This is a genomic window from Aeromonas sp. 604282 (genome assembly GCF_049170575.1).
GTDB classification, from domain to species: domain Bacteria; phylum Pseudomonadota; class Gammaproteobacteria; order Enterobacterales; family Aeromonadaceae; genus Aeromonas; species Aeromonas veronii_A.
Window position 1 is genome coordinate 554,790 of the sequence record NZ_JAAKMV010000001.1, and the last position, 24,013, is coordinate 578,802.

19 protein-coding genes are annotated in these 24,013 nt (G+C 61.1%); 10 read left to right on the forward strand and 9 right to left on the reverse strand.

The features are described from left to right. The first annotated feature begins 6 nt into the window (after positions 1 to 6). Both mngA and mngB read left to right on the forward strand, forming a co-directional pair. Positions 7 to 1,953, forward strand: coding sequence for a PTS 2-O-a-mannosyl-D-glycerate transporter subunit IIABC (gene mngA / locus G5367_RS02345; protein ID WP_421243721.1), 1,947 nt, complete (start codon positions 7 to 9; stop codon positions 1,951 to 1,953). 86 nt (positions 1,954 to 2,039) lie between these two features. Beyond that, the gene (gene mngB / locus G5367_RS02350) at positions 2,040 to 4,694 is read left to right on the forward strand and encodes a mannosylglycerate hydrolase (protein ID WP_421243722.1); all 2,655 of its coding nucleotides are present in this window, start codon (positions 2,040 to 2,042) and stop codon (positions 4,692 to 4,694) included. A 168-nt stretch (positions 4,695 to 4,862) separates the two neighbouring features. Here mngB and G5367_RS02355 read toward each other — a convergent pair whose 3' ends face one another. Together G5367_RS02355 and G5367_RS02360 are read right to left on the reverse strand one after the other, a co-directional pair. Next, positions 4,863 to 5,852, reverse strand: a complete 990-nt coding sequence (locus tag G5367_RS02355; RefSeq protein WP_040066371.1) for a D-alanine--D-alanine ligase — start codon at positions 5,850 to 5,852, stop codon at positions 4,863 to 4,865. 204 nt (positions 5,853 to 6,056) lie between these two features. Then, entirely contained in the window at positions 6,057 to 6,665 is a 609-nt protein-coding gene (locus G5367_RS02360) for a 2OG-Fe(II) oxygenase (RefSeq protein WP_236295488.1), read from the reverse strand. Positions 6,666 to 7,003: 338 nt separating this feature from the next. Between G5367_RS02360 and G5367_RS02365 the strand changes: the two genes are divergently transcribed. Together G5367_RS02365 and G5367_RS02370 are read left to right on the forward strand one after the other, a co-directional pair. Next, positions 7,004 to 7,480, forward strand: coding sequence for a glutathione peroxidase (locus tag G5367_RS02365; protein ID WP_100653573.1), 477 nt, complete (start codon positions 7,004 to 7,006; stop codon positions 7,478 to 7,480). A 182-nt stretch (positions 7,481 to 7,662) separates the two neighbouring features. After that, a complete protein-coding gene (locus tag G5367_RS02370) occupies positions 7,663 to 9,051 on the forward strand; it encodes a DEAD/DEAH box helicase (RefSeq protein WP_100653572.1) in 1,389 nt (462 codons plus the stop codon). A gap of 111 nt (positions 9,052 to 9,162) precedes the next feature. Here the strand turns inward: G5367_RS02370 and hutW are convergent, their stop codons facing one another. Further along, complete coding sequence (gene hutW / locus G5367_RS02375) at positions 9,163 to 10,524, reverse strand: heme anaerobic degradation radical SAM methyltransferase ChuW/HutW (RefSeq protein ID WP_421243723.1); 1,362 nt, start codon at positions 10,522 to 10,524, stop codon at positions 9,163 to 9,165. Positions 10,525 to 10,779: 255 nt separating this feature from the next. On the opposite strand from hutW, the gene G5367_RS02380 reads away from it, so the two are divergent. Further along, positions 10,780 to 12,375 (forward strand): methyl-accepting chemotaxis protein, encoded by a 1,596-nt coding sequence (locus G5367_RS02380; protein WP_421243724.1) that lies wholly within the window; start codon positions 10,780 to 10,782, stop codon positions 12,373 to 12,375. A gap of 102 nt (positions 12,376 to 12,477) precedes the next feature. Here G5367_RS02380 and G5367_RS02385 read toward each other — a convergent pair whose 3' ends face one another. Beyond that, positions 12,478 to 13,494: a S66 family peptidase gene (locus G5367_RS02385; protein WP_421243725.1), complete on the reverse strand. Its 1,017-nt coding sequence runs from the start codon at positions 13,492 to 13,494 to the stop codon at positions 12,478 to 12,480. Between the two features lie 267 nt (positions 13,495 to 13,761). On the opposite strand from G5367_RS02385, the gene G5367_RS02390 reads away from it, so the two are divergent. From G5367_RS02390 to cysG, 5 genes are all read left to right on the forward strand, one after another. Beyond that, entirely contained in the window at positions 13,762 to 14,604 is an 843-nt protein-coding gene (locus G5367_RS02390; RefSeq protein WP_236345661.1) for a patatin-like phospholipase family protein, read from the forward strand. Positions 14,605 to 14,804: 200 nt separating this feature from the next. Beyond that, positions 14,805 to 15,863: an anaerobic sulfite reductase subunit AsrA gene (gene asrA, locus G5367_RS02395; RefSeq protein ID WP_421243726.1), complete on the forward strand. Its 1,059-nt coding sequence runs from the start codon at positions 14,805 to 14,807 to the stop codon at positions 15,861 to 15,863. A gap of 1 nt (position 15,864) precedes the next feature. Beyond that, positions 15,865 to 16,704, forward strand: a complete 840-nt coding sequence (gene asrB / locus G5367_RS02400; RefSeq protein WP_421243727.1) for an anaerobic sulfite reductase subunit AsrB — start codon at positions 15,865 to 15,867, stop codon at positions 16,702 to 16,704. An 11-nt stretch (positions 16,705 to 16,715) separates the two neighbouring features. After that, positions 16,716 to 17,726, forward strand: coding sequence for a sulfite reductase subunit C (asrC, locus tag G5367_RS02405; protein WP_421243728.1), 1,011 nt, complete (start codon positions 16,716 to 16,718; stop codon positions 17,724 to 17,726). Positions 17,727 to 17,924: 198 nt separating this feature from the next. Further along, entirely contained in the window at positions 17,925 to 19,304 is a 1,380-nt protein-coding gene (gene cysG / locus G5367_RS02410) for a siroheme synthase CysG (protein ID WP_421243729.1), read from the forward strand. Between the two features lie 108 nt (positions 19,305 to 19,412). On the opposite strand, the gene G5367_RS02415 is transcribed toward cysG, so the two are convergent. From G5367_RS02415 to truA, 5 genes are all read right to left on the reverse strand, one after another. After that, entirely contained in the window at positions 19,413 to 19,730 is a 318-nt protein-coding gene (locus G5367_RS02415) for a heavy metal-binding domain-containing protein (protein ID WP_216953896.1), read from the reverse strand. A 172-nt stretch (positions 19,731 to 19,902) separates the two neighbouring features. Further along, a complete protein-coding gene (gene dedD, locus G5367_RS02420; protein ID WP_337072093.1) occupies positions 19,903 to 20,697 on the reverse strand; it encodes a cell division protein DedD in 795 nt (264 codons plus the stop codon). A gap of 74 nt (positions 20,698 to 20,771) precedes the next feature. Further along, positions 20,772 to 22,031, reverse strand: a complete 1,260-nt coding sequence (folC, locus tag G5367_RS02425) for a bifunctional tetrahydrofolate synthase/dihydrofolate synthase (RefSeq protein ID WP_337072092.1) — start codon at positions 22,029 to 22,031, stop codon at positions 20,772 to 20,774. Positions 22,032 to 22,033: 2 nt separating this feature from the next. Then, the gene (accD, locus tag G5367_RS02430) at positions 22,034 to 22,897 is read right to left on the reverse strand and encodes an acetyl-CoA carboxylase, carboxyltransferase subunit beta (RefSeq protein ID WP_005344944.1); all 864 of its coding nucleotides are present in this window, start codon (positions 22,895 to 22,897) and stop codon (positions 22,034 to 22,036) included. Between the two features lie 119 nt (positions 22,898 to 23,016). Continuing rightward, positions 23,017 to 23,826: a tRNA pseudouridine(38-40) synthase TruA gene (gene truA, locus G5367_RS02435; RefSeq protein WP_421243730.1), complete on the reverse strand. Its 810-nt coding sequence runs from the start codon at positions 23,824 to 23,826 to the stop codon at positions 23,017 to 23,019. Between the last annotated feature and the right edge of the window lie 187 nt (positions 23,827 to 24,013).

Here is a 24,013-nt window from a genome sequence, read left to right on the forward strand (position 1 = left end):
ATCATCATGAATCTGACCAGTCTTACCGGCCCCCATCTCATCACGTTGCAAACCCGGTTTGCCGATCGGGATGCGGCCATTCATGCCCTGGCTGATCGGCTCGATCAGGCCGGCAAGCTGCACGACAAGGCCGCCTTTCTGGCGGCGGTCATGGCCCGCGAGGCGCAGGGCCCCACCGCCCTTGGCGAAGGGCTGGCGGTGCCACACGGCAAGTGTGATGCGGTGCGTGAAGCAGCCTTTGCCGTCGCTACCCTGAGCGAGGAGCTGGGCTGGGAGGGGATCGACGGCCCCGAGCCGGTCAACCTGATCTTCATGCTGGCGATCCCGACCGATCAGGCGGGCTCCACCCATATGCAGCTGCTCACCACCCTCACCACTGCCCTGGTGGATGACGATACCCGCGAGGCAGTGCTGGCGGCCCAGAGTGCCGAGCAGCTGATGGCGCTGCTCGATGGTGAAGGGGATGGCGGCAAGCAACCAGCAAAAGAAGACAACTTAGATACAAATAAACCCACTGTGGTCTGTGTCACCGCCTGTCCGGCGGGGATCGCCCACACCTATATGGCCGCCGAGTATCTGGAAAAAGCGGGGCGCAAGCTGGGCATTCGGGTACTGGTCGAAAAGCAGGGTGCCAACGGCATTGAGGATCGCCTGCCGCAAGAGGCGCTCGATGCTGCGGTGGCCTGCATCTTCGCCGCCGAGGTGGCCATCAAGGAGCAGGAGCGTTTCGCCGGTATCCCCCGGATCGAGACGCCGGTGGCCGAGCCCATCCGCCATGCCGAGCGGATCCTGAATGACGCGCTGGAAGCGGCCAAGGCCGGTCGCACCGCCCCGACGCCCAACACCAGCCAGAGCGACGCGCAGACCGGCAAGAAGGTGAGCCTCAAGACCGAGCTCAAGCAGGCGCTGCTGAGCGGCATCTCCTTTGCCGTGCCGCTCATCGTGGCAGGCGGTACCGTGCTCGCCGTCTCTGTGCTGCTGGCCCAGATCTTCGGCCTGCAGCATCTGTTTGATACCGAGAACTCCTGGCTCTGGATGTACCGCAAGCTGGGCGGTGGCATGCTGGGCACTCTGATGGTGCCGGTGCTGGCGGCCTATACCGCCTATTCGCTGGCGGACAAACCGGCGCTGGGCCCGGGCTTTGCAGCGGGACTGGCCGCCAACATGATTAGCTCCGGTTTTCTCGGCGGCGTGGTCGGTGGCCTTATCGCCGGTTACCTGATGCGCTGGGTCAAGCAGCATGTGCGCCTTAGCCCCAACTTCAACGGCTTTCTCACCTTTTACCTCTATCCGGTGATCGGCACCCTGGTGGCGGGCAGCCTGATGCTGTTTGTCATCGGTCAGCCGGTGGCCTGGCTCAACAACAGCCTCACCGAGTGGCTCAACGGCCTCTCCGGCACCAATGCGCTGGTGCTGGGCGCCCTGCTCGGCTTTATGTGCTCGTTTGACCTAGGTGGCCCGGTCAACAAGGCGGCCTACGCCTTCTGCCTCGGCGCCATGGCCAACGGGGTCTACGGCCCTTACGCCATCTTCGGCGCGGTCAAGATGGTCTCGGCCTTTACCGTCACCTTCTCCACCCTGCTGGCACCGCGCCTGTTCCAGACCTTCGAGATCGAGACCGGCAAATCCACCTGGCTGCTGGGGCTGGCTGGGATCACCGAGGGCGCCATTCCGATGGCCATCGAAGATCCGATCCGGGTGATCGGCTCCTTCCTCGCAGGCTCGGTGGTCACCGGCGCCATGGTGGGTGCCATGGGGATTGGTCTCTCCACCCCGGGGGCTGGCATCTTCTCCCTCTTCCTGCTCCACGATGGCGGCCACGGCGCCCTGATGGCTGCCGCCGTCTGGCTCGGAGCGGCGCTGGTGGGCACCCTTATCTCCACTGTGGTGCTGATCGGCTGGCGCCGTCACGCCATGCAGCGCGGCACCTATCAGGTGGTCGCTGCAGAGTAAGGCGCATCTTCACCACCGCTTTTTCAACAGACTATTTTTCCGCACGGCAGGCAAGGGCCGCCGTGCGTCAGCAAAGGATCATTGTCATGACAGTTTCACGAGTTCACATCACGCCACACATGCACTGGGATCGGGAGTGGTACTTCACCACCGAGGAGTCCCGCATCCTGCTGGTCAACAACATGGCGGAGATCCTGGCGCGGCTTGAGTCCGACCCCGACTACAAGTTCTATGTGCTGGACGGCCAGACCGCGGTGCTGGAGGATTACTTCGCCATCCAGCCCGAGAACAAGGCCCGGGTGAAGGCGCTGGTGGAAGCGGGCAAACTCATTATTGGCCCCTGGTACACCCAGACCGACACCATGCAGGTGAGCGGCGAGTCCATCCTGCGCAACCTGCTCTACGGGATGCGCGACTGCCTTAGCCTTGGCGAGCCGATGAAGATCGGTTACCTGCCCGACTCGTTCGGTATGTCCTCCCAGCTACCCCACATCTTCAACGGCTTCGGGATTGACCGGGCCATGTTCTGGCGCGGCTGCTCCGAGCGTCACGGCACCGACAAGACCGAGTTCCTCTGGCAGAGCAACGATGGCAGCGAGGTGACCGCCCAGGTCCTGCCGCTCGGCTACGCCATCGGCAAGTACCTGCCGGAAGATGAAGCGGGCCTGCGCAAGCGGCTCGAATCCTACTTCGAGGTGCTGGAGAAGGCCTCGGTGACCAAGGATATCCTGCTGCCCAACGGCCACGACCAGATGCCACTGCAACAGAACATCTTCGCCATCATCGACAAGCTGCGGGAGATCTACCCCCAGCGTGAATTCCACATGAGCCGCTTCGAGCAGGTCTTCGAGCGTATCGAGGCATGCCGCGACCAGCTGGCCACCCTCAAGGGGGAGTTCAACGACGGCAAATACATGCGGGTACACCGCACCATCTCCTCCACCCGGATGGATATCAAGCTGGCTCACGCCGCCATCGAGAACAAGATCGTCAACATCCTCGAGCCGCTGGCGAGCATCGCCTGGGCGCTCGGCTTCGAGTACCACCACGGGCTTTTGGAGAAGATGTGGAAGGAGATCATGAAGAACCACGCCCATGACAGCATCGGCTGCTGCTGCAGCGACAAGGTGCATCAGGAGGTGATGACCCGCTTCATTCTGGCCGACGACATGGCCGAGAACCTGATCCGCTTCTACATGCGCAAGATTGTCGACAATATGCCGGTGGCGCTCTGCGAAGACGGCGTGCAGGTGGCCGACAAACTCTGCCTGTTCAACCTGATGCCCTTCCCCCGTCAGGAGGTGAGCAACACCAGCATCCGCATTCGCGCCCAATCCTTTGCCCTGCGCGATGAAGCGGGCCAGCCGGTCCCCTACTTCATCCGCGCCAAGCGCGAGATTGACCCGGGACTGGTGGACCGACAGATCGTGCACTACGGCAACTACGACCCCTTTATGGAGTACGACATCCAGCTCTGTCATCCCCTGCCCGCCATGGGCTACTGCACTCTGCATATCGAGGGCAACCAGCCGGGACTGGAGCAACCGGTGACGGCCAGCGGCGAGCTGCTGGAGAACGATTTTTATCGCATAGCCCTCAATGACAACGGCACCCTGCAGATCCTGGATAAACTGCGCGGCACCACCTTTGATCAGGTGCTCACTCTCGAAGAGGGCTCCGATGATGGCGACGAGTATGACTACTCGCCATCGCGGGACGAGTGGCTGCGCTACTCCACCGAGTTTGCGGTGACCCGCGAGGTCACCCATCAGGCGTGGCAGAGCATCGCCACTCTCAAACTGCGTATGGCCTTGCCGGCCAACCTCGCCGAGCGGGCCAGCCGCCAGTGCAACGGTCACCTCGATGTCACCTGCCGTATCACGCTGGCGCACCAGAGCCCGCGTATCGATATCGAGCTGGAGCTCGACAATCAGGCCGATGATCATCGGGTGCGAGTGCTGATCCCCACCCCCTTCCCGAGCGACACCGTGGTCTCCGACAACCAGTTTGGCTGCATCACCCGCCCCACCCGCGACAGCGCCATGGCGAACTGGGAAGCGGAGGGGTGGAAAGAGGCCCCCATTCCGGTCTGGCAGCTGATGAACTTCGTCGCCCTGCAAGATGGCAAGCAGGGGCTGGCGGTGCTGAGTGACGGTCTGCGCGAGTTTGAAGTGATCGGTGAGCAGTGCGACACCCTGGCACTCACCCTGCTGCGCGGGGTCGGCGTACTCGGTAAAGAGGAGCTGCTGCTGCGCCCGGGTCGCCCCTCCGGCATCAAGCTGCCCACCCCGGACTCCCAGGTGCGTGGCAAGCTCAGCTGCCGTTTCAGCCTGCTGGCGTTTGCCGGTGATCACATCAGCGCCAACGTGATGCAGGCGGCGCGCAGCTACCTCACCCCGGTGCGCTGCTACAACAAGATCCCGTTCGATGCCATGAAGCTCAACAAAGCGAGCTTCACCACCCCGCTCCACTTCAGTCTGCTCGCCATGGATCCCTCCGGTCCGGTGCTGAGTGCCCTGAAAAAAGCCGAGGATGAAGAGGCGCTGGTGATCCGGGTCTACAACCCGAGCGAGCAGGCTGTGCTGAAGGGTGGCAAAGTGAGCTGCGAACACGCCCTGAGCGACTGGCAAGCGGTGCGGATGGACGAACAGCCCCAGCCCCTTGAACTGGCCGCTGGCGAGTTTGGTGAGCTGGCACCGTGCCACTCCCGCAGCGTGCGCTTTCGGGTGGCTCACGGCTAACCGCCGGTAACACCCACAGGTAGCAACAGGCGGGGAAGAGTCATCCCCTCCCCGCCTGTTTATCCCTTCAGCTGGCCTGCCCCGCTTGATAAAGGCATAAAAAATCCCCGCCGATTGGCGGGGATTTTTTATTGGGTTCTTCTTCATCCCGCGAGCGGGAGATCGCGCTTAGCTGGCCTTGCGCAGGATCTGCTCAAGGTAGTCGGCGAAGCGGTGACCGTGATGCTCCAGCAGTTTCGGGAACATGGAGATGGAGGTCATGCCCGGGAAAGTGTTGATTTCATTCAGCAAGATCTCCCCCTCCTCGGTCAGGAAGAAGTCGATGCGCGAGAGGTGAGTCAGTTTCAGCTGACGGAACGCCTTGAGGGCGTACTCGTGGATCGCATCGGCCTGCGCCTCGGTCAACCCCTCGGCACGCAGTGCCGTCTCGGTATGGCTGGCGCTGCTGTACTTCTCTTCATAGGTGTAGAACTTGTCCTGCGGCACGCAGATCTCGCCCGGATAAGTCGCCACCAGCTCGTCACCGTACTGGTAAACCGCTACTTCCAGCTCGCGCGGCTTGACCGCTTTCTCGATCAGTACCTGTTCGGAGTAACCGAAGGCATCGGCAATACCTTTTACCAGATCCGCTTCGTTGCTGGCGGAGTAGCAGCCAACGGAAGAGCCCTGGGAAGCGGCCTTGATAAAGACCTTGCCCCACTTGGCCAGCGCGGCTTTGGCCTCGGCGAGCGCCGCCTCATTTTGCTCGGTCAGGAACAGGTACGGGGTGTTGGGAATACCGATAGCGGAGAGCCACAGCTTGGTGCTGATCTTGTTGAAGCAGATCTTGCTCGCCTCGGCATCACAACCGAGATAAGGCAATCCGGCCAGCTCGAGGAAAGATTGCAGATCGCCGGTCTCACCCGGGTAGCCGTGGATGCAGGGCACCACGTAATCCACCGGACGGGCCACGCTGTCAAACGAAAGCAGCTTGTCGAGCCCCAGCTTGCACTCGCGGCCATCGGCACTGAGCCAGCGATCGGCGAACATCTCGACGCGGGTCACTTCGACACCGGGCAGAAGGCCCAGTTGTTGCTCGAGGAAATTGGCGCTGCGCAGAGAAACCTCGTGCTCGGAGCCACCGCCGCCGCACAGCAGCAAGACATGCATGTTCTTCATTAGATGTGATCCCTTGGGAAAAGCGGCCTCGTCATGACCATTTGATAAGCCAACCACCATAAAAACCGGACGAAGCCAGATACGAACATAAGTGCGCGCCAGTGTAGCAAGGGAGATCAACCCTTGTCAGCTGATGGGAGACCCATGACCCCACTTCTTGCAGTGAAAAGTCTCCCCTGTGTCAAAATCGGGACACATTGCCCCTCAGCGCGGGGGATCGACCCTTCCCATGCCGTTGCCATTGACCCGAAACCAGCCGGCAATGCTGTAGCGCTCGCGGTTGGCAGGCAGCACCTCGTGGGGAAACTCCTCGGAGAGAAACATGACCAGCCGCCCCCCCTTGGGGCTGACATCCATCAGAAACTGCTCCTTGTCGTCATACATGCGCAGCACTCCACCCGCTTCGGGCAGCCAGTCGTTGTTGAGGTAAAACACGGTGGTAAGACGGCGGTTGGAGCGACCGGCAAAGGCATCCCGATGGGTGGCGTAAAAATCCCCGCTGCGATAGCGGGCGAAGTGGGCCTCGTAGTCGAACAATCCCAGCATCAGCATCCGGTTGGCGGCAAGACGCAGGGACTCCATCCGGGCGAGGTAGTCGGCCACCGGCGCACCGAGAGAGGGCTCCAGCCAGTGGATCTGGTCACGGCGAATATCGGGATTGCCCTGGTGCAGGGCGTCACGGCCGATCCCGGCCGGTTGCCATTCGCTTGGCAAACAGGTTTTGAGGGCATCCACCTCGGCGGCGGTCAAAAAATCATCCACTATCACCCATCCCCGGGTGTAAATGGCATCCATGGCAGCTTGATAGTCCAAGATTGGCTCACAATGAGTGGAAAGAGGGCGCTTTGTAGCGACTTACCGGCAAAGTCACAAACCGGTTTGCTTCTCTTGAGAAGTCCCACCATCAATACGCGAGTTGCTGCCCGCCTCCCCGCATTTTTGTCGCCAGTTGTGATCCCGCCCTGCCAAAGAGCGTATTGGCTGTCGAAACTGTGATGGCCCTTGCAATCAAGGGGACGGATCCTTGCTCTCACCTTGCCGTTAAAAGAGCCAACCGATACCGTAGCCACATCACCATCATGTCGTTAGGCCGGCGCTCATCGCCACAACCGACCTGACACCCCACGGATAACCACGAGAAGGATCTGCTTATGCCTCTGCCCGATCTCACTTTGCAACGACTGGATGGTACCCCCTACCCGCTGACTCAACTGGCGGGCAAGGTAGTGCTGGTGGTCAATGTGGCCAGTCGCTGCGGCTTTACTCCCCAATATGAAGGGCTGGAAACGCTCTATCGGGAGCTCGGCCCCAAGGGGCTGGTGATTTTGGGCTTCCCCTGCAACCAGTTCGGTCAGCAGGAGCCGGGGGATGCGGACGAGATCGCCCGCTTCTGCTCCCTCGACTATCCGGTCACCTTCCCCATCATGGCCAAGTGCGATGTCAACGGTGAGCATGCCCACCCCTTCTACCAGTGGCTCAAGCAACAGAAACCGGGATTTCTTGGGCTGGAAAACGTCAAATGGAACTTCACCAAGTTCCTGATCGACCGTGATGGCAATGTGGTAGAGCGTTTCGCCCCCCAGGCCAAACCGGAGAGTCTGGCCGAGCAGATCCGCGAGATACTCTGACTCTCCTGAGCCGTTTTACGCCACTGCGTTGAACGATTGTGTGGCGGCCGGTGCGACAGCTACTGCGCAGCGGCCGCTCTTTTGCTATATTACGGCCCCACTATCTTTTCCATATCGTGGCTGGCCCCAACATGCTGGCTGCCCGTTGAGCCAAAGGCTCATCTCAGGAGTTTCTCTCGAACATGTCATTCAACGAACTGGGTCTGTCTCCGCATATTCTGCGGGCCGTCAAGGAGCTGGGTTACGAACAGCCAACCCCCATCCAGCAGCAAGCGATTCCGGCCATTCTGGCCGGTCAGGATGTGCTCGGCGGAGCTCAGACAGGCACAGGCAAAACGGCCGGTTTCACCCTGCCGATGTTGCAGCGTCTGCTGGCCAACCACGGTCGTGGCCGTCGTCAGGTGCGCGCACTGGTACTGACCCCGACCCGCGAACTGGCGGCCCAGGTTGGCGAGAGCATCATCAAGTATGCCCACCACCTGCCGTTCAAGACTCTGATCGCCTATGGCGGTGTCAGCATCAAGCCCAATCTGGACGCCATCAAGCTGGGTGTGGACATTCTGGTCGCCACCCCGGGCCGTCTGCTGGATCTGCTGACCCAGGGCGCCCTGACCCTGAGCCAGCTGGAAGTGCTGGTGCTGGATGAAGCGGATCGCATGCTCGACATGGGTTTTATCGTCGACATCCGCCGCATCATGAAGGCGCTGCCTGCAGAGCGGCAAACCCTGCTCTTCTCTGCCACCTTCTCAAACGACATCAAGGCGCTGGCGGATGATCTGCTGAACGACCCCACCCTGATCGAGGTGGACCCCAGCAATACTGCCGCCGAGCAGGTGACCCAGCGCATCATTCAGGTAGATCGGGAACGCCGCCGCGAGCTGCTCTCCCACATGATTGGCCGTGGCAACTGGCAGCGGGTGCTGGTGTTTGTTCGCACCAAGCAGATCGCCGACCGCCTCGCCCAGCAGATGCAAAAAGATGGCCTCAATACCGTGGCAATCCACGGTGACAAGAGCCAGGGTGCCCGCAACCGGGCGCTGGCCGATTTTCGCAGTGGCGAGGTGCGGGTGCTGGTGGCGACCGATATCGCCGCCCGCGGTCTCGATATCGATCAACTGCCCTACGTGATCAACTTTGAACTGCCCCAGATGGCGGAGGATTACATCCACCGTATCGGCCGTACCGGCCGCGCCGGTCGTGGCGGCGAGGCCATCTCGCTGGTCAGTCAGGACGAGCTGGGTCAGCTCAAGGCGATCGAAGCCCTGATCGGCCAATCCTTGTCCGTGGAGATCCTGGAAGGGTATGAGCCAAGCGGCAAGCCGAGTCGCCAGACTCTGCCGGGCAGCAAGCCGGTGCAGAACCCGCCTCGGTCTCGCGGTCATGCCAACGCCAAGAGCAGCAATGCCAAGGGCAAGCCAGCCGCGGGCAAGGGCAAAGCCAAGGGTGACGCCAGCAAAAAACCTGCACCGGCCCGCAAGCGGGAAGTAGTGGGCGAGGATATCGGCTTTGCGCCAATGCGCCGCTTGCCCAAAGCAATGCGCGACAGCTATCAGGAGAGCAGCGACGAGTAAGCTCGCGCGACGCTAACTGCCAAGCCAAAAGAGGGGGCCTGCAAGGCTCCCTCTTTCGTTATGGATCGCTCGGAGCCATGCAAGTGCTCCGTGCAAATGCTCCGCTCGGGCTCAAACCAGCGAATGGCGTACCGCGGCAGTACCATGGCTGGGCGGCGCAGAACCATCGAGCGGATTGAGCTGCAAGAACTCGAACAAGCCAGCCTGCATATTGACGTTCCAGAAGCGTCCGGCGAGGGTAAGTTGCAAGCGTGCGCTCCCGATCTCGGCCAGCCCGTGCTGCTGCCAGGCGGAAAAAAGCGGCATCAGATGGGTCAGCAAAGGCGCTGGCAGACGATCCAGCGCCAGCACACCGCTGTCGAGGGCGCCACGGAGCAGACCGTCCATCCTTGCATTGGGATTGCGTCCCATCACCATCCCGGGCGCCCGCTTGCCACTGGCCAGCGCGTCATGCCAGGGGGCCAGATCCCGACCATACATCAAGCCGTGGCCAAGAATGCTGCCCCCCGCACCGGCGCCAAAGGGGAGGATCTCCGCACCGCGCTTGGCCATCTGGTTATAACGGCTCTGCTCGGCCGGGCTGCGCCGCCAGTGACTGCAAGAGAGACGCTCCCAGCCGTGGGCTTCCAGTTGCGCCCCGCCATAGGCATACATGGCCGCCCGCTGCTGGCCATCGGCGAGCCAATCCAGGGTGCCCTTCTCCTGCGCTCGCTCCAGATTGGTGCCCTGCATGGCGATGAGCTGGTAGAGATCGACCCCGTGTACCCCGCTCGCCATCACATCGCGGATATCCTGCTGCCACACGGCATCATCCTGACCGGGCAGACCAAAGATGAGATCCGCCACGATCACAGCCGCATCATCCCGGGTCAGCTCACCCAGACGGGTCAGCAAGGTCTCCCTGTCATCGAAACGGGCCGCCTGCTGACGCACCCGGGTATCAAAGCTCTGCACCCCGAAGGAAAAGCGGTTGAAGCCCCCCGCCAGCGCAACCTGCCATTTCTCATCATCAAAGCCGTTGAGACGCCCCTCCAGCGTCACCTCGGCATCGGCCGCCAATGGGAAACGGCGGATCACGGCGGCCAGCATGGCCAGCTCGTCGGCGCTCATGTCGGTCGGCGTACCGCCCCCCACATAGACGGCTGAAAACGGCATGCTCTGCGCCAGCGGGGTGTCAGCCGCCTGCGCAAGGGAGGCGCAGAGGGCGTTGACATAGCGGTTGATCCGCGCCGGATTGGCGCCATTTTCAAAGAAATTGCAGAAGCTGCAGCGCTTTCGGCAAAACGGAATGTGGATGTAGAGGGCGCGCTCCTCAGCTTCACTCTCTCGCTGCCACCAGCTCTGCCAGCCAGCCTCATCCAGCGGGAAAGGGCGCATCCCTCCCCGACTGGCGTGAGCCGAGGTCTTGGCGCTAAAAGCAAACTTGAGGGGATCCGGCGTGGCAATACCGGTCATGGAAGGGGTCAGATTCATGATGGTCACTATTATCAGCAAATAATAACAATGATAACGATTATCGTTACTGGCGATTTGTTCTGGATCAACCCGAGGAGCAGCCCCCTCTCGAAAGGCATTTTGGCAACCTGCATTACCGATCTGCTTAACAGATTATTTACTCAAGAGTGGTTATCGTGTGCCGATAGAGAACCATCTCCCGCCGTTTCTTCGTCTACGATCAAGATGATACGGGATCACATAACAACACCAAGCGCATGGAACTTGCCCAAAATGCATAACCTCTCCTTGAACTGGAAAATATTCCTCCCTCTTGCGCTGGTCATCAGCACCACCTTTGGCCTCTGCTTCGAACTCTCCGCATGGCTGCAACGGGATCTCGCTATCCGGCTGGCGGGCGAAAAAGTGGAAAGCGCCGCCAACACCTACATGGACCAGCTCAACGTCCTGATGATGACCGGTGGCATGGCCAACCGACAAATCGTGCAGACCAAGCTCAAGAGTGAAGCGGGCATCGTCGAGGCTCGCCTGATCCGCGCCCCTGCCGTCAGCAACCTGTTTGGCCCGGGTCACCCAGACCAGAAAGCGCAGGATCCCCTCGATGAGCGCGCTATCAATCAAGGCGAAGCCATCCTGGAGCAGCAGGGCAACCGGCTCACCCTGATCAAACCGTTCAAAGCCTACAAGGAGTATCGCGGCACCCAGTGCCTCACCTGTCACCAGGTCAATGAAGGAACAGTGATGGGGGCAGTGCGGATCAGTTATGACCTCAGCCACACCTTCGGCGAGATCCGCCACAACAACCTGATCCTGAGCGGCAGCCTGGCCGCCGTCTTCAGCATTGGCTTCGGCTTGCTCTGGTGGGTATTGCAACGCTACGTGAAACACCCACTGCGCCAGCTGCAGCTCACCATGATCCGGATGGCCAAAGAGCGCGACCTCGCCCTCCCCTTGGTCAATCACAGCCGGGATGAACTGGGCCAGATGACCCGCGCCGTCAATGACATGGTGCAGGGATTCCGCCACAGCCTGCAGGAGGTGGAAGGGGCGACCCACCAGCTCTATCAGGAGTCAAACCAGATCCGTCAGGTGGCGACCCAGACCGAAAACTCGGCCCGCCAGCAAGAGGGGATGACCACCCAGGTTGCCGCCGCCGTCAGCGAGCTGGCCGCCAGCTCTCATGAAGTGCGCGAACATGCCCGCCACAGCGCCGAGCTCTCCGCCCTCACCAATCAGGATGCCGCCGACACCAGCCGCCTCGCCCAGCACTCCATCACTGACATGGGCGAGATGTCGGCAGAGATCGATCGGGTGGATCAGGTGATCCAGCAACTCGACAGCCGCTGCCTGGCTGTTGATGGTGTGCTCGAGGTGATCAAGGGGATTGCCGATCAGACCAACCTGCTGGCCCTCAACGCTGCGATTGAAGCGGCGCGGGCAGGTGAGCAAGGCCGTGGCTTTGCGGTGGTGGCCGATGAAGTGCGGGCCCTCTCCAATCGCAGCCGCGCCGCTAGCGAAGAGATCTCCCAGATGATCGCGGCCCTGCAAAATGAGGCCCAGAGCGCAGTTACGGTGATCGGGGATGCAAAAAGCAAAGCCGATGAGAGCATCAGCAAAACCGAGGCGACCCTGGCCGCCATGCAGAACATCATCGAGCGCATCGCCCGCATCAACGACCTCAACGCCCAGATGGCGCAGTCGGCCGAAGAACAGGACAGGGTATGCCATGAGGTAGACAGCTCGGTGAGCGATATTCGCAACACCTCCAACGACACCCTGGGTCAAGCTCACGCCGCCAACCTCGCCAGCATCCAGTTGGTGGAGCAGTGTCAGAAACTGGAAGCACTACTGAAAACCTACCGCTGGTAATACCGCCAACTGCAACAAGCGCGACTCTCAGTCGCGCTTGTTATTGCACATGGTTTTTGATGAGCAGTATCAATCACTTCTCAATCCTCTGAGCACATAGCCTCAACAACCATCCCACCAGGGCTCCAGCAAGGTGAGCTGCTGGCGGTCAAGATCGAGTGCCACCTCAATGCCAAGCGGCAATGTCAGCATGGGATGGGTATGGGCGCAGTCAAACTCCGCTAGAATAGGGAAGCTTGGCTCCCCCACCACCTCCAGCAGGATATCGAGGGGGCGCTTGCCGCTACCCTGATCGTTGAAGAGCTCGTGCTTGCCGAGGATAAGCGCACCGATCCGATCAAACACCCCGCACAGCTTGAGATGGGCGAAGGAACGCTCCACCGTCTCGGCGGATTTGAGGCTGTCTTCCAGTAGCAGAATGTCCCCTTGCAGGATGGCCGACATATAGGGGGAACCCCAAATCCCCGCCATGGTGTTGAGGTTGCCGCCCATCAGCCGTCCCTGCACCCGGCCTGAGCCCACCGAGATCAGCCGGTTGGGCTGGCAGCGCTTGGCCCGGGTCTGATTTTCCCAGTCCAGCCGCTCATCTGTCCACTGCGTCGGGGTGGGCAAAGTGCAAGGGACGCCAGCTTCGTCGGCCAGCACAATCTGTAAAAAGCTGGCCAGCGTCTCGTCCACCAGCGGTGGCAACTCGCCAAAGGAGGCCACCAGTGCCGGGCCATAAAAGGTAACCAGGCCAGTTTGGGCATGGATGCCGAGCAGCAGCGCCGTCACATCGGAGTAGCCAACGATGATCTTGGGATCGCGCCTCAGCGCCTCGTAATCGATATAGGGCAGCAGGGAGTTGGAGTTGTTGCCGCCAATCACCGACATGATGCAGCGCACTTCGGGGTCGCGAATAAGGGCGTTGAGCTCTTCGGCCCGTGCGGCGATGGAGCCGGAGCGCCAGTGATCCTGCAGGCCGGTGAGGCTGCCCGCCTTGAGTTTGAAACCCTGCCCCTCAAGAAACCCCCTGGCACGGGCAAAACGCTGCGGAGCCCAGGCGGTCGCCGTACTGGAGGGGGAGAAAAAAGCGATGGTATCGCCACGTTTAAGCAGCGGGGAAACCAGTAACGTCATAAATTGCTCATCATTGCCAATATCCAGCCATCACAGAGTCGTTGAGACTCCTACAAAACCCCTGTTATTACAATGAGTTTCATGCCTATTGTTTAGAAATTCAAAACACTTGATTCATTATTAACAGATATTCTAAACACCATCCCCTTCCTAGAATGACCTCATTGCGATGGCCAACCCCGGTTGGTTGTCAGAATGGTCGGCCTGACAGCCCGAACATTCTCTTTCCCACTTTTTTCTCTCTCACTTATCAATGAGGTGCCTGTCATGAACAAAACCGCATCCCCCAGCGCATTGGTTGTAGAAGGCGGCGCCATGCGCGGCATATTTGCCAGCGGCGTGCTGGATGCGTTTATCGAGCATGACTATCGCCCCTTTGACTTCGCCATCGGTGTCTCGGCGGGGGCCACCAACTTGCTGGCTTATCTCGCCAGCCAGCATGGCCGCAGCCACGAGATCCTGACCAAACTGGCGTGCAGCCAGCAGTTTATGGATCCCCTGCGCTTTGCCAAGGGGGGCAATCTGGTGGATATCCACTGGCTGTGGAACACCAGCTGCCGCAAGTATCCCCTCGACATTCACGCCTACCGGGAGACCGGTATCCCCTTCTATGCGGTGGTGACCAATACCCTGACCGGCAAGGCGGAGTACATCCGGGTCAAACCGGAGAACATGAACGAGGTGCTGCCCGCCAGCTGCGCCATTCCCCTCGCCTCCCACGAATACCCGGAAGTGCACGGGGTACCGATGACAGATGGCGGGGTAGCCGACTCCATCCCGGTGATCGAGGCCTACCGCCGCGGTGCCCGTCACCTGACGGTGATCCTCTCCGAGCCCCTTGGCTATCGGCTAAAGCCGATGCCCTTCCCCTGGATGATCCGCACCCTGCTCAAGACCCGTCCCGCGCTGGCACAGGCGCTGGAGCAGCGGGATCGCAGCTACAACGAGGCGCTCGATTTTATCGCCAATCCGCCGGAGGACTGCCAGATCGAGGTGATCGCTCCGGCCGACTACTTCCCCGTTTCCCGTTTTACCCGCGATATCAACAAGCTGGAGATGGGATACGTGATGGGCAAGTGCGCAGGCTATCAGGCCGCCCTGCTCAATTGATAAGGGTTTTACAGGCATGACCCGACCTGCCGCGACGCACGCGCCGCCAACACAATAACAATCGGGTCAGTTGAGCAACATGAGTCATAAAAACAGACCGTGGCGAGGCAAGCGCGGCCAAAACCGGTGTCAGACACTCTTAGCGGCCCGCTCCTCATCCCTATGCCAGGGCATCTCACCCTCATACAAGGTGTTTATTTATGTCGTTTCTTCTCACCCAGCCCGCGCTGGCGCAGCTGTTCGAGCGGCTGCAGCCCGATTACCGGATCATGGCGCCCGCGGCCGAATATCGGGGCGGCCGCTTCTCCGACACCGACAACGTCACCTACCACAGCATCCGCTATCCGGCCGATCTGGTGTGGCAGGAGAAGTCCCACTTCTCTCCGAAAGAGGTGGTGCTCCCCATCACCCAGACCCTGTTCCACTTCGACAATCTGGGGCTGCGCGAATCAAAGGTGGAGGCCAAGCCCACCCTGCTGTTCTTGCGCAGCTGTGATATCCACGCCCTGCGCAGACTGGATCAGGTCTACCTGAAAAATGGCCAGAACAGTGACGTCTACTACGCCAGACTGCGCAGCAAGCTCAAGCTGGTACTGCTGGAGTGCCGCGAGAGCTTCGAGAACTGCTTCTGCGTCTCCATGGGCAGCAACGAGACCCAAGACTACGCCGCCGCCATTCGTCTGAGCAATGAGGGTGCCCGCATCGAGGTCAAGGATCCCGAGCTGCTCGGCTACTTTGCCGAGCTGGGTGAATCCGATGACTTCACCCCGGAATTTGTCCAGAGCAACCCGGTCAAGGTACGCACCCCGGACAGCGTCTGTGACGACCCCCAGCGCATTCGCCAGATCCTCACCGCCCATCCGGTCTGGGCCGAGTACGACAGCCGCTGCATCGGTTGCGGCCGCTGTACCACCTCCTGCCCGACCTGCAGCTGCTACAGCGTGCATGACCTCACCTATGCGGAGAACCCCAAGCAGGGCGAGCGCCGTCGCCAGTGGGCCAGCTGCATGGTGGATGGCTTCAGCGACATGGCCGGTGGCCACGGCTTTCGCACCAAGCATGGCGAGCGCCTGCGTTATCGCGCCCTGCACAAGGTCAACGACTACAAGGCCCGTCAGGGGGAGGAGCACATGTGCGTCGGCTGCGGCCGCTGCGACGATCGCTGCCCTCACTACATCTCCTTTAACAACATCATCAACAAGATGACCGATGTGGTCGAACAGACCATCGCAGCCGACAACGCGCAGGGGGCGAACTGATATGTGCCAGTGCCAGCAAACCGCAACAGCAGAACCGCAGCAGGTAGCAGTCGAAAACCGCCTGCTGCCCAAGGCCTACACCATTCTGGCCATCGAGCGCCACACCGAGCTGGAGTGGAACTTTCGGGTCTCCCGCGACTTTGATGTCCACTACGGCCAGTTTGTCGAAATCTCCCTGCCCACCGTGGGCGAAGCGCCCATCTCGGTCTCCGACTATGGCGATGGCTACGTGGATCTGCTGATCCGCAAAGTCGGCAAGGTCACCGATGCGCTGTTTGCCCTCGATGTGGGCGACAAGGTGTGGATGCGCGGCGTCCATGGCAACGGCTACCCGCTGGAGGCCTATCGCAACCAGCACCTCATCGTGGTGGCGGGCGGCACCGGCGTCGCCCCGGTCAAGGGGCTGCTGCGTCGCTTCAGCAAACACCCGGAACAGGTGAAGTCCCTCGACATGATCCTCGGCTTCAAGAACGAGCAGGCGGTGCTCTATCGCCACGAGATGCCGCTCTGGGCCGAGCGCCAGAATCTCATCGTCACCCTGGATGAGGGTGAGGAGAGCGAGCAGTTTCGCATCGGCCGGGTCACCGACTACATCGACCAGCTGGATCTCTCGGATAGCGAGGATATCCAGGCCATTGTGGTCGGCCCCCCCGTCATGATCCGCTTCGTGGTACTCGCCCTGCTTGAGCGCGGCATCCCCAAGGATCGCGTCTGGGTCGACTACGAACGCCGCATGGCCTGCGCCGTGGGCAAGTGTGGCCACTGCCGGATGGGCGACACCTATATCTGCGTGGATGGACCGGTCTTTCGTTTTGACCAGGCCCAGCATCTGATCGACTGAGGGAGAACATCATGAGTCTCGATATCGACATCATCAAGGCCCGCGCCAAGAACGAATACCGCCTCTCCAAGGTGCGCGGCGAAGCGATGATCAGCGTGCGCATTCCCGGCGGGATCATGCCCGCCCACCTGCTGGCAGTGGCCCAGCAGATCGCCGAACAGTACGGCAACGGCCTGATCCACCTCACCACCCGCCAGAAGCTGGCGATGCCTGGCATCAAGTATCAGGACATGGACAAGGTCAACGCCGCCCTCGAGCCCTTTATCAAGGAGATCGAGGTGGAGACCTGCGGCATCGAGGTGGATGACACCCACGCAGGTTACCAGAGCATCGGTGGACGCAACATCGTCGCCTGTCAGGGCAACACCATCTGCCAGAAGGGCAATATCGACTGCACCGGGCTGGCCCAGCGGATGGAGAAGCATCTCTACCCCAACCCCTATCACCTCAAGATGGTGATCGCCGGCTGTCCCAACGACTGCGCCAAGGCCAACATGGCCGACTTCGGCATCCTCGGCATCGCCAAAATCCACTTCAATGCCGAGCGCTGCATCGGCTGCGGCGCCTGCGTCAAGGCATGCAGCCACCACGCGGTGGATTGCCTCGCCATCAAGCATGGCAAGGCGGTCAAGGAGGAGAGCAAGTGCATCGGCTGTGGCGAGTGCGTACTGGCCTGCCCGACCCTGGCCTGGCAGCGGGATCCCAAGCAGCTCTACATGGTCAAGCTGGGGGGACGCACCAGCAAGAAGACCCCTCGTACCGGCAAGCTGTTCCTCAACTGGGTGACCGAAGAGGTGCTGCACGCGGTGATCAAGAACCTGTTCGAGTTCGAGGCCGAGATGCTGGATGGCAAGCCCATCTATCTGCACATGGGTCACCTTATCGACCGGGCCGGTTATCACAAGTTCAAGGAGCGGGTGCTGCGCGGCGTCACCCTCAACCCGGAAGCCATGGTCGCTGACCGCATCTTCTGGGCCGAAGATCAGTACGTCGCCAACATGCACGTCAAAGCGGTGCAATAGGAAAAACCTCGTTTGGGGAAGCGTGATCAAGTGGCCGACACCGGTGGGGATCTGTCGTTGGCCCGGGCGTAGATCACCCTTCCCCTTTTTTATTCCCGTTGGGGGGGCCTTTCCCCCAACCATCCCGGGCGCGTCACGACGCGCCCTGCTATCTAGCCCGACGCGGCATTGCGAACGGGCCAACATCCGGAGCCTGTTATGGACTTTCTCCCTCTCTTTTGTCAGCTGCAAAACAAGCCTGTGCTTATCGTTGGCGGCGGTGAGGTGGCGGTGCGCAAAGCGCGCCTGCTGCTCGATGCCAAGGCGAAGATCACCATCAATGCCCCGCACCTGGAACCCCAACTGATGAGCTGGGCCGAGCAGGGTCGCCTGACCGTCTGCGCCGCCGACTTTCACCCCGAACTGCTCGATGGCAAGTGGCTGGTGATCGCCGCCACCAACCAACAAGAGGTCAACCTGCAGGTCTTTCATGAGGCGAACCTGCGCCAAATCTTCTGCAACGTGGTGGACTCTCCGGCCTACTGCAGCGCCATCATGCCCGCCATCATCGACCGCTCGCCGCTGATGGTGGCCATCTCCAGCGCAGGCGCGGCGCCGGTACTGAGCCGCCAGCTGCGGGAAAAACTCGAAGCCATGCTGCCGCAACACCTCGGCCAACTCGCTACCCTGGCGGGCAAGCTGCGTGAGCGGGTCAAGGCCATTCCTGACAAACTGGCCCGCCGCCGTTTCTGGGAGCGGCTCTTTAGCCATGAGCGACTGGCATGCCAACTGGCCCGCGGCCAGCAGCAGGCCGCCGAGCAGAGCGTCGCCGAGCTACTCGATGAGCAACCGCAGAGCAAGGGAAGCGTAACCCTGGTGGGCGCAGGCCCCGGCGATGCGGGGCTGCTCACCCTGAGCGGTCTGCAGCAGTTGCAGCTGGCGGATGTGGTGGTCTATGACCGGCTGGTCTCGCAGGAGGTGTTGGCGCTTGTTCGCCGGGATGCCGAGCGGATCTTTGTTGGCAAGGAGGCGGGCCGCCACTGTGTGCCCCAGCAGGCGATCAACCAGTTGTTGCTGGATCAGGCCCGACGGGGCAAGCAGGTGGTGCGGCTCAAGGGAGGCGATCCCTTTATATTTGGCCGGGGCGGCGAGGAGCTGGAGACCCTGGCCGAGGCGGGCATCCCCTTCTCGGTGGTGCCTGGCATCACGGCCGCATCGGGCTGCGCTGCCTACAGCGGCATTCCCCTCACCCACCGCGACCATGCCCAACGGGTGCAGTTCATCACCGGCCATGACAAAGAGGGCAATATCGCCCAGGAGTGGTCGGCACTGGCCGCCCCTCATCAGACCCTGGTCTTCTACATGGGGCTGGCCCATGCCGGCCGCATTCAGGATGAGCTGCAGACCCATGGCATGCCCGATCACACCCCGGTGGCGCTGGTGGAACAGGGAACCCAGCTCAGTCAGCAAGTGGTGCGCGGCGAGCTGCAGCAGTTGGCCGAACTGGCCCGTCAGGTGAAGAGCCCGAGTCTCATCATCATCGGCTCGGTGGTCACTCTGGCCGACCAGCTCGACTGGTATGGCAACGGCAGAAATTGATCAATAAACGAGAAGGGCAGACAACCGGGTTGTCGGCCCTTGGGCAGCCGGCACTTTATCCGTGACCCTGCCTGCGACGGCAGTTGTCGGCAACCCTTGCTTGGCGCATCACACCAGCACGGCGGTGCCACTGATGCTGACCATCAGCATGCTGCCATTTTGCCCCACCACCTCGTAGTCGATATCGATACCGACCACCGCATTGGCACCAAGGGCGGCGGCACGCTCTTTCAGCTCATCGAAGGCGATGTCGCGGGCGCGAGCCAGCTCTTTTTCATAGGCGCCGGAGCGGCCGCCGATGATGTCGCGGATCCCGGCAAAGAGATCCTTGAAAATGTTGGCGCCGAGAATGGCTTCGCCAACCACGATACCGCGGTATTCACGAATGGTTTTGCCTTCCAGCGTGGGGGTTGTCGAGAGGATCATCTTGAACTCCTGTGAGTAGCAGAAGGCCCCAGACTACCCCAACTGCCAGCAAATCCCAACCGGGTGGTGTCCTGTACGACGCCGACCTTAAAAATCACGACAGCCAGATAAAAAAAACACCGCGCACGGGGCGCGGTGTTGATAGCAGAGGGTCTAGCCCGCGGCAACGCCGTTACGGGTTGTAGGAGACCACCGAGCCACTGAGGCCGGTCATCTGAGAGATCCGTCCCTGCATCCCCTGCAGTTTGGCCTTGGAGACATCCGGCCCGATAAAGACCCGGTTGAGCTGCCCCTGCACCGGTGTGCGCGGCGAGGTGTGGGCAGAGTAGCCCGCTGCACGCAGCTTGCTCACCAGCGCATTGACGCTGTCGACGTTCTTGAAGGCGCCAAGCTGGAGGATCCAGCTACCCTGCGCTGGCGCGGCAGCGGGTGCAGGTGTGGTCGGCTGATTCATCTTGCTTTCAATCAGATCGTCGAGGGACTTGATCTGACCAGCCTGCGGTTTGGCTGGCGTAGGAGCCTTGGCCACTTCAACCGGTTTGGCTGGTGTCGGCTTGGGTGCTGGCTTGGGCGGTTCGACCGGTTTTTTGGCCACCACTTCCGGCTTGGGCTGTGGCTTGGGTTGGGCATTCGGTTGCGACTGTACCGGTGCCGCAGGGGTTGTAGCCGGCTGTGCGCCGCTGCCCTGACCGGCGAGGGTCATGGGGTCCGCCACCTCTTCCACTTGCCACTGCTGGGCCGCAGAGGCCTGTTGCTGGCTGGCCAGATGATCGGCCGGCAAGGTGCTGGCTGCCGAGACCTGCAGCGCAGGCTTGGCAGGCTCCAGCTCGGGGCGCAGCGGGATCTTGGCAAAAGCCTCCTCCTTTTGCGCCAGCTTATGACCATCCAGCAAGTCCGGCAGGAAAATAACAACCAGGGCCACCAGGATGACGGTGCCCACCAGACGGTTTTGAAACTTCGAGGCCAAGTTGAATCCTACCTTTACGTAACTCAATATGCGATTTGGCTCCCCGCCCGAGGGCTGGGGAGCCGGGGTGTGGCCTAGACGGCGACACCCGCCAGAATGTCGGCGACAGTGTAAAACGAACCAAACACAATGACCATATCGTCCGGACTCGATGCGGCCAACGCTGCCTGATAAGCGGCGCTGACATCATCAAACTCCCTGGCAGGCCCCTTCCCCCCCCCCAGCGCGGCAGCCAGCTGCGTTGCGGTGGCGGCGCGCGGGCCGGTGAGACTGGCTAGATACCACTCGCCAATCAGGCCATCGAGTTCGGCAAGGGATCCCGCCATGTCCTTGTCTTTGAGCATGCCGACCACGGCGCGGCGCACACCCGAGCAGGGCATTTTGCGCAATTGCGCTGCCAGATAAGCTGCCGAATGGGGATTGTGGGCCACATCGACGATCACCAGCGGCGCGCTTTGCAGCTGCTGCATCCGGCCAGCCAGCCGGGCATTGGCCAGCCCGTCACGAATGGCAGACTCCGGCAGCGGCAAGCCGAGCGATTCCAGCGCCGCCAGCACAGTCACTGCATTCATCAGCGGCAGCGCCGGTTTGGGCAGATCCCGCCACTGGTTGAGGCCCAGATAATCCCAACCGCTCTCGCGCTCATCGCCACGAAAATCGATACCGACCTGACGCAGGTTGGCACCAAGACGCTGTGCTTCGCTCGCGATAGTCGCAGGTGGATTGGGCTCACCGCTGATGGCGGGTTTGCCGGCGCGATAGACCCCAGCCTTCTCCACCGCCACGGCTTCACGGGTATCACCCAGCCAGTCGCAGTGATCGAGGGCAATGGAGGTGATCATCGCCACATCGGACTCCACCACATTGGTGGCATCGAGCCGGCCACCCAACCCCACCTCCAGCAGCAGCACATCGGGCGCGGCGCGGCGGAACAGCCACAGCCCAGCCAGCGTCGCGAACTCGAAGAAGGTAAGGGCAATTTCGCCGCGAGCCGCTTCCACCTCGGCAAAGGCGGCGCAGTGGTCGCTGTCGGGCAGCTCCTGCCCGTTCACCCGCACTCGCTCGGTAAAGTGCAGCAGATGGGGCGAGGAGTAAACGCCGACCTTATAGCCTGCGGCCATCAGAATGCTGGCCGCCATGGCACAGCTGGAGCCCTTGCCGTTGGTGCCCGCCACCGTGACCACCTTGAACGGCAGTTGGGTAAGCTCCATGCGGCGGGCAACGGCACCGACCCGATCCAGTCCCATGTCGATATTGACCGGATGGATCTGCTCCAAATAAGAAAGCCAGTCGACAAGCGACCGGCTTTGGGATTGTTGCATGTTTGAACTCATCTTCACTCTTCGATGACGTGAGTATTCAGCATTTTGGCGAGCAGGCTGGCCAGACGGTTACGCATGTCGCGACGATCGATAATCAGGTCGATGGCACCCTTCTCCAGCAGAAACTCGGAACGCTGGAAGCCTTCCGGCAGTTTCTCGCGTACGGTCTGCTCGATAACCCGAGGGCCGGCAAAACCGATGAGCGCCTTGGGCTCGCCCACGTTGATGTCACCCAGCATCGCCAGACTTGCGGAGACCCCCCCCATGGTGGGGTCGGTCAGTACAGAGATAAAGGGCAGGCCAGCCTTGGAGAGTCTGTCCAGCGCCGCACTGGTCTTGGCCATCTGCATCAGGGAGAAGAGGGCTTCCTGCATGCGGGCACCACCAGAAGTGGAGAAACAGACCAGACCGCGGCCCTCCTTGATGCACTCCTCGACGGCGCGCACGAAGCGGGCACCGACCACGGAGGACATGGAGCCACCGATAAAGGAGAACTCAAAGGAACAGGCGACAACCGGCACTCCTTTGAGGGTCCCTTTCATTACCACCAGCGCATCTTTTTCTCCTGTCGCTTTCTGGGCGGCAGACAAACGATCCTTGTAGCGCTTGGAATCCTTGAATTTCAGTACATCCTGCGGCTCCAGCTCGGCACCGATCTCGGTACGACCCTGCTCGTCGAGGAAACTCTCGAGACGGGCGCGAGCGCTGATGCGCATATGATGATCACACTTGGGGCACACTTCGAGGTTGCGCTCCAACTCTGCCCGGTAGAGCACCTGTTCACAAGCACTGCACTTGGTCCACACCCCTTCCGGAATGTTGTGACGACGGGGTGCAGTGATCTTGCTCTTGGGAAGAATCTTCTCAAGCCAGCTCATGGAATTCCTTAATGCTTTTGTGCCTGACAAAACGCATCGAGCCTAGATTGTTCAATGACTTAATAGCTCGATGGCAACAAATGACGGGTCATTAAACCACAATTTTTCGGGCGCAGTTACTAAAAACTGGTCGTACCCGGTGCCGAGTCCGGCAGCCACAGCGGGCCGAGCGGCAACTGTGGCAGAGCAAACTCGGCCGGGTAATCCACGTCGACCAGATAGAGGCCACCGGCCTTGGCGGTCGGCCCGGCCAGATTGCGATCCTTGGCAGCCAGCACCTCGGCAATCCACTCCACCGGTTTGAGCCCCTGCCCCACCAGCAGCAGGGAGCCGGTGATGTTGCGCACCATATGGTGCAGGAAGGCGTTGGCCTTGATGTCGAGCACGATGTAGGGGCCGGAGCGGCTGACACACAGATGGGTCACATTGCGCCACGGGGTGTTGGATTGGCAGGCGACGGCACGGAAGGTGCTGAAGTCGTGCTCCCCGATCAGGCTCTGGCCCGCCTGGTGCATCAACTCGGCATCAATGGTCTCGTGATAATGACTGACGCCACTGCCCAGGATCGCCGGACGGAAGTTGTGGTTGTAGATGACATAGCGGTAGCGACGAGCGGTGGCACTGAAGCGGGCGTGGAACGTGTCGTCCACCTCCTTGACCCAGCGCACGGCGATATCAGGCGGCAGGTTGGAGTTGAGCCCCAGGGTCCAGGCACCTTCGGCACGGTTCGCCTCGGTATCGAAGTGGATCACCTGGCCGGTCGCATGGACACCGGCATCGGTGCGTCCGGCACACTGGATGGAAACAGGGTGGTTGGCGATCCGGCTGATGGCCTTCTCCAACTCCTCCTGCACGCTGATCACTTCACGCTGACGCTGCCAGCCGAAATACCGGCTGCCGTCATATTCAATACCTAGGGCAATTCGCATGGATAAACTTGTCTTGTTGTGAAACGCAGTGAAAGAAACGGGGCGGATTATACGCGCTCAGCTAGAAAAGTCCCATAAAGCGCACAATTGGCTGGCATGCCTGGCCTCAACCCCATCAAACATCACCATAAAGAAGAGGGCAGCCCACTGGCTGCCCTCGTCATGCTCATCTCGTTATGGAAGGTGA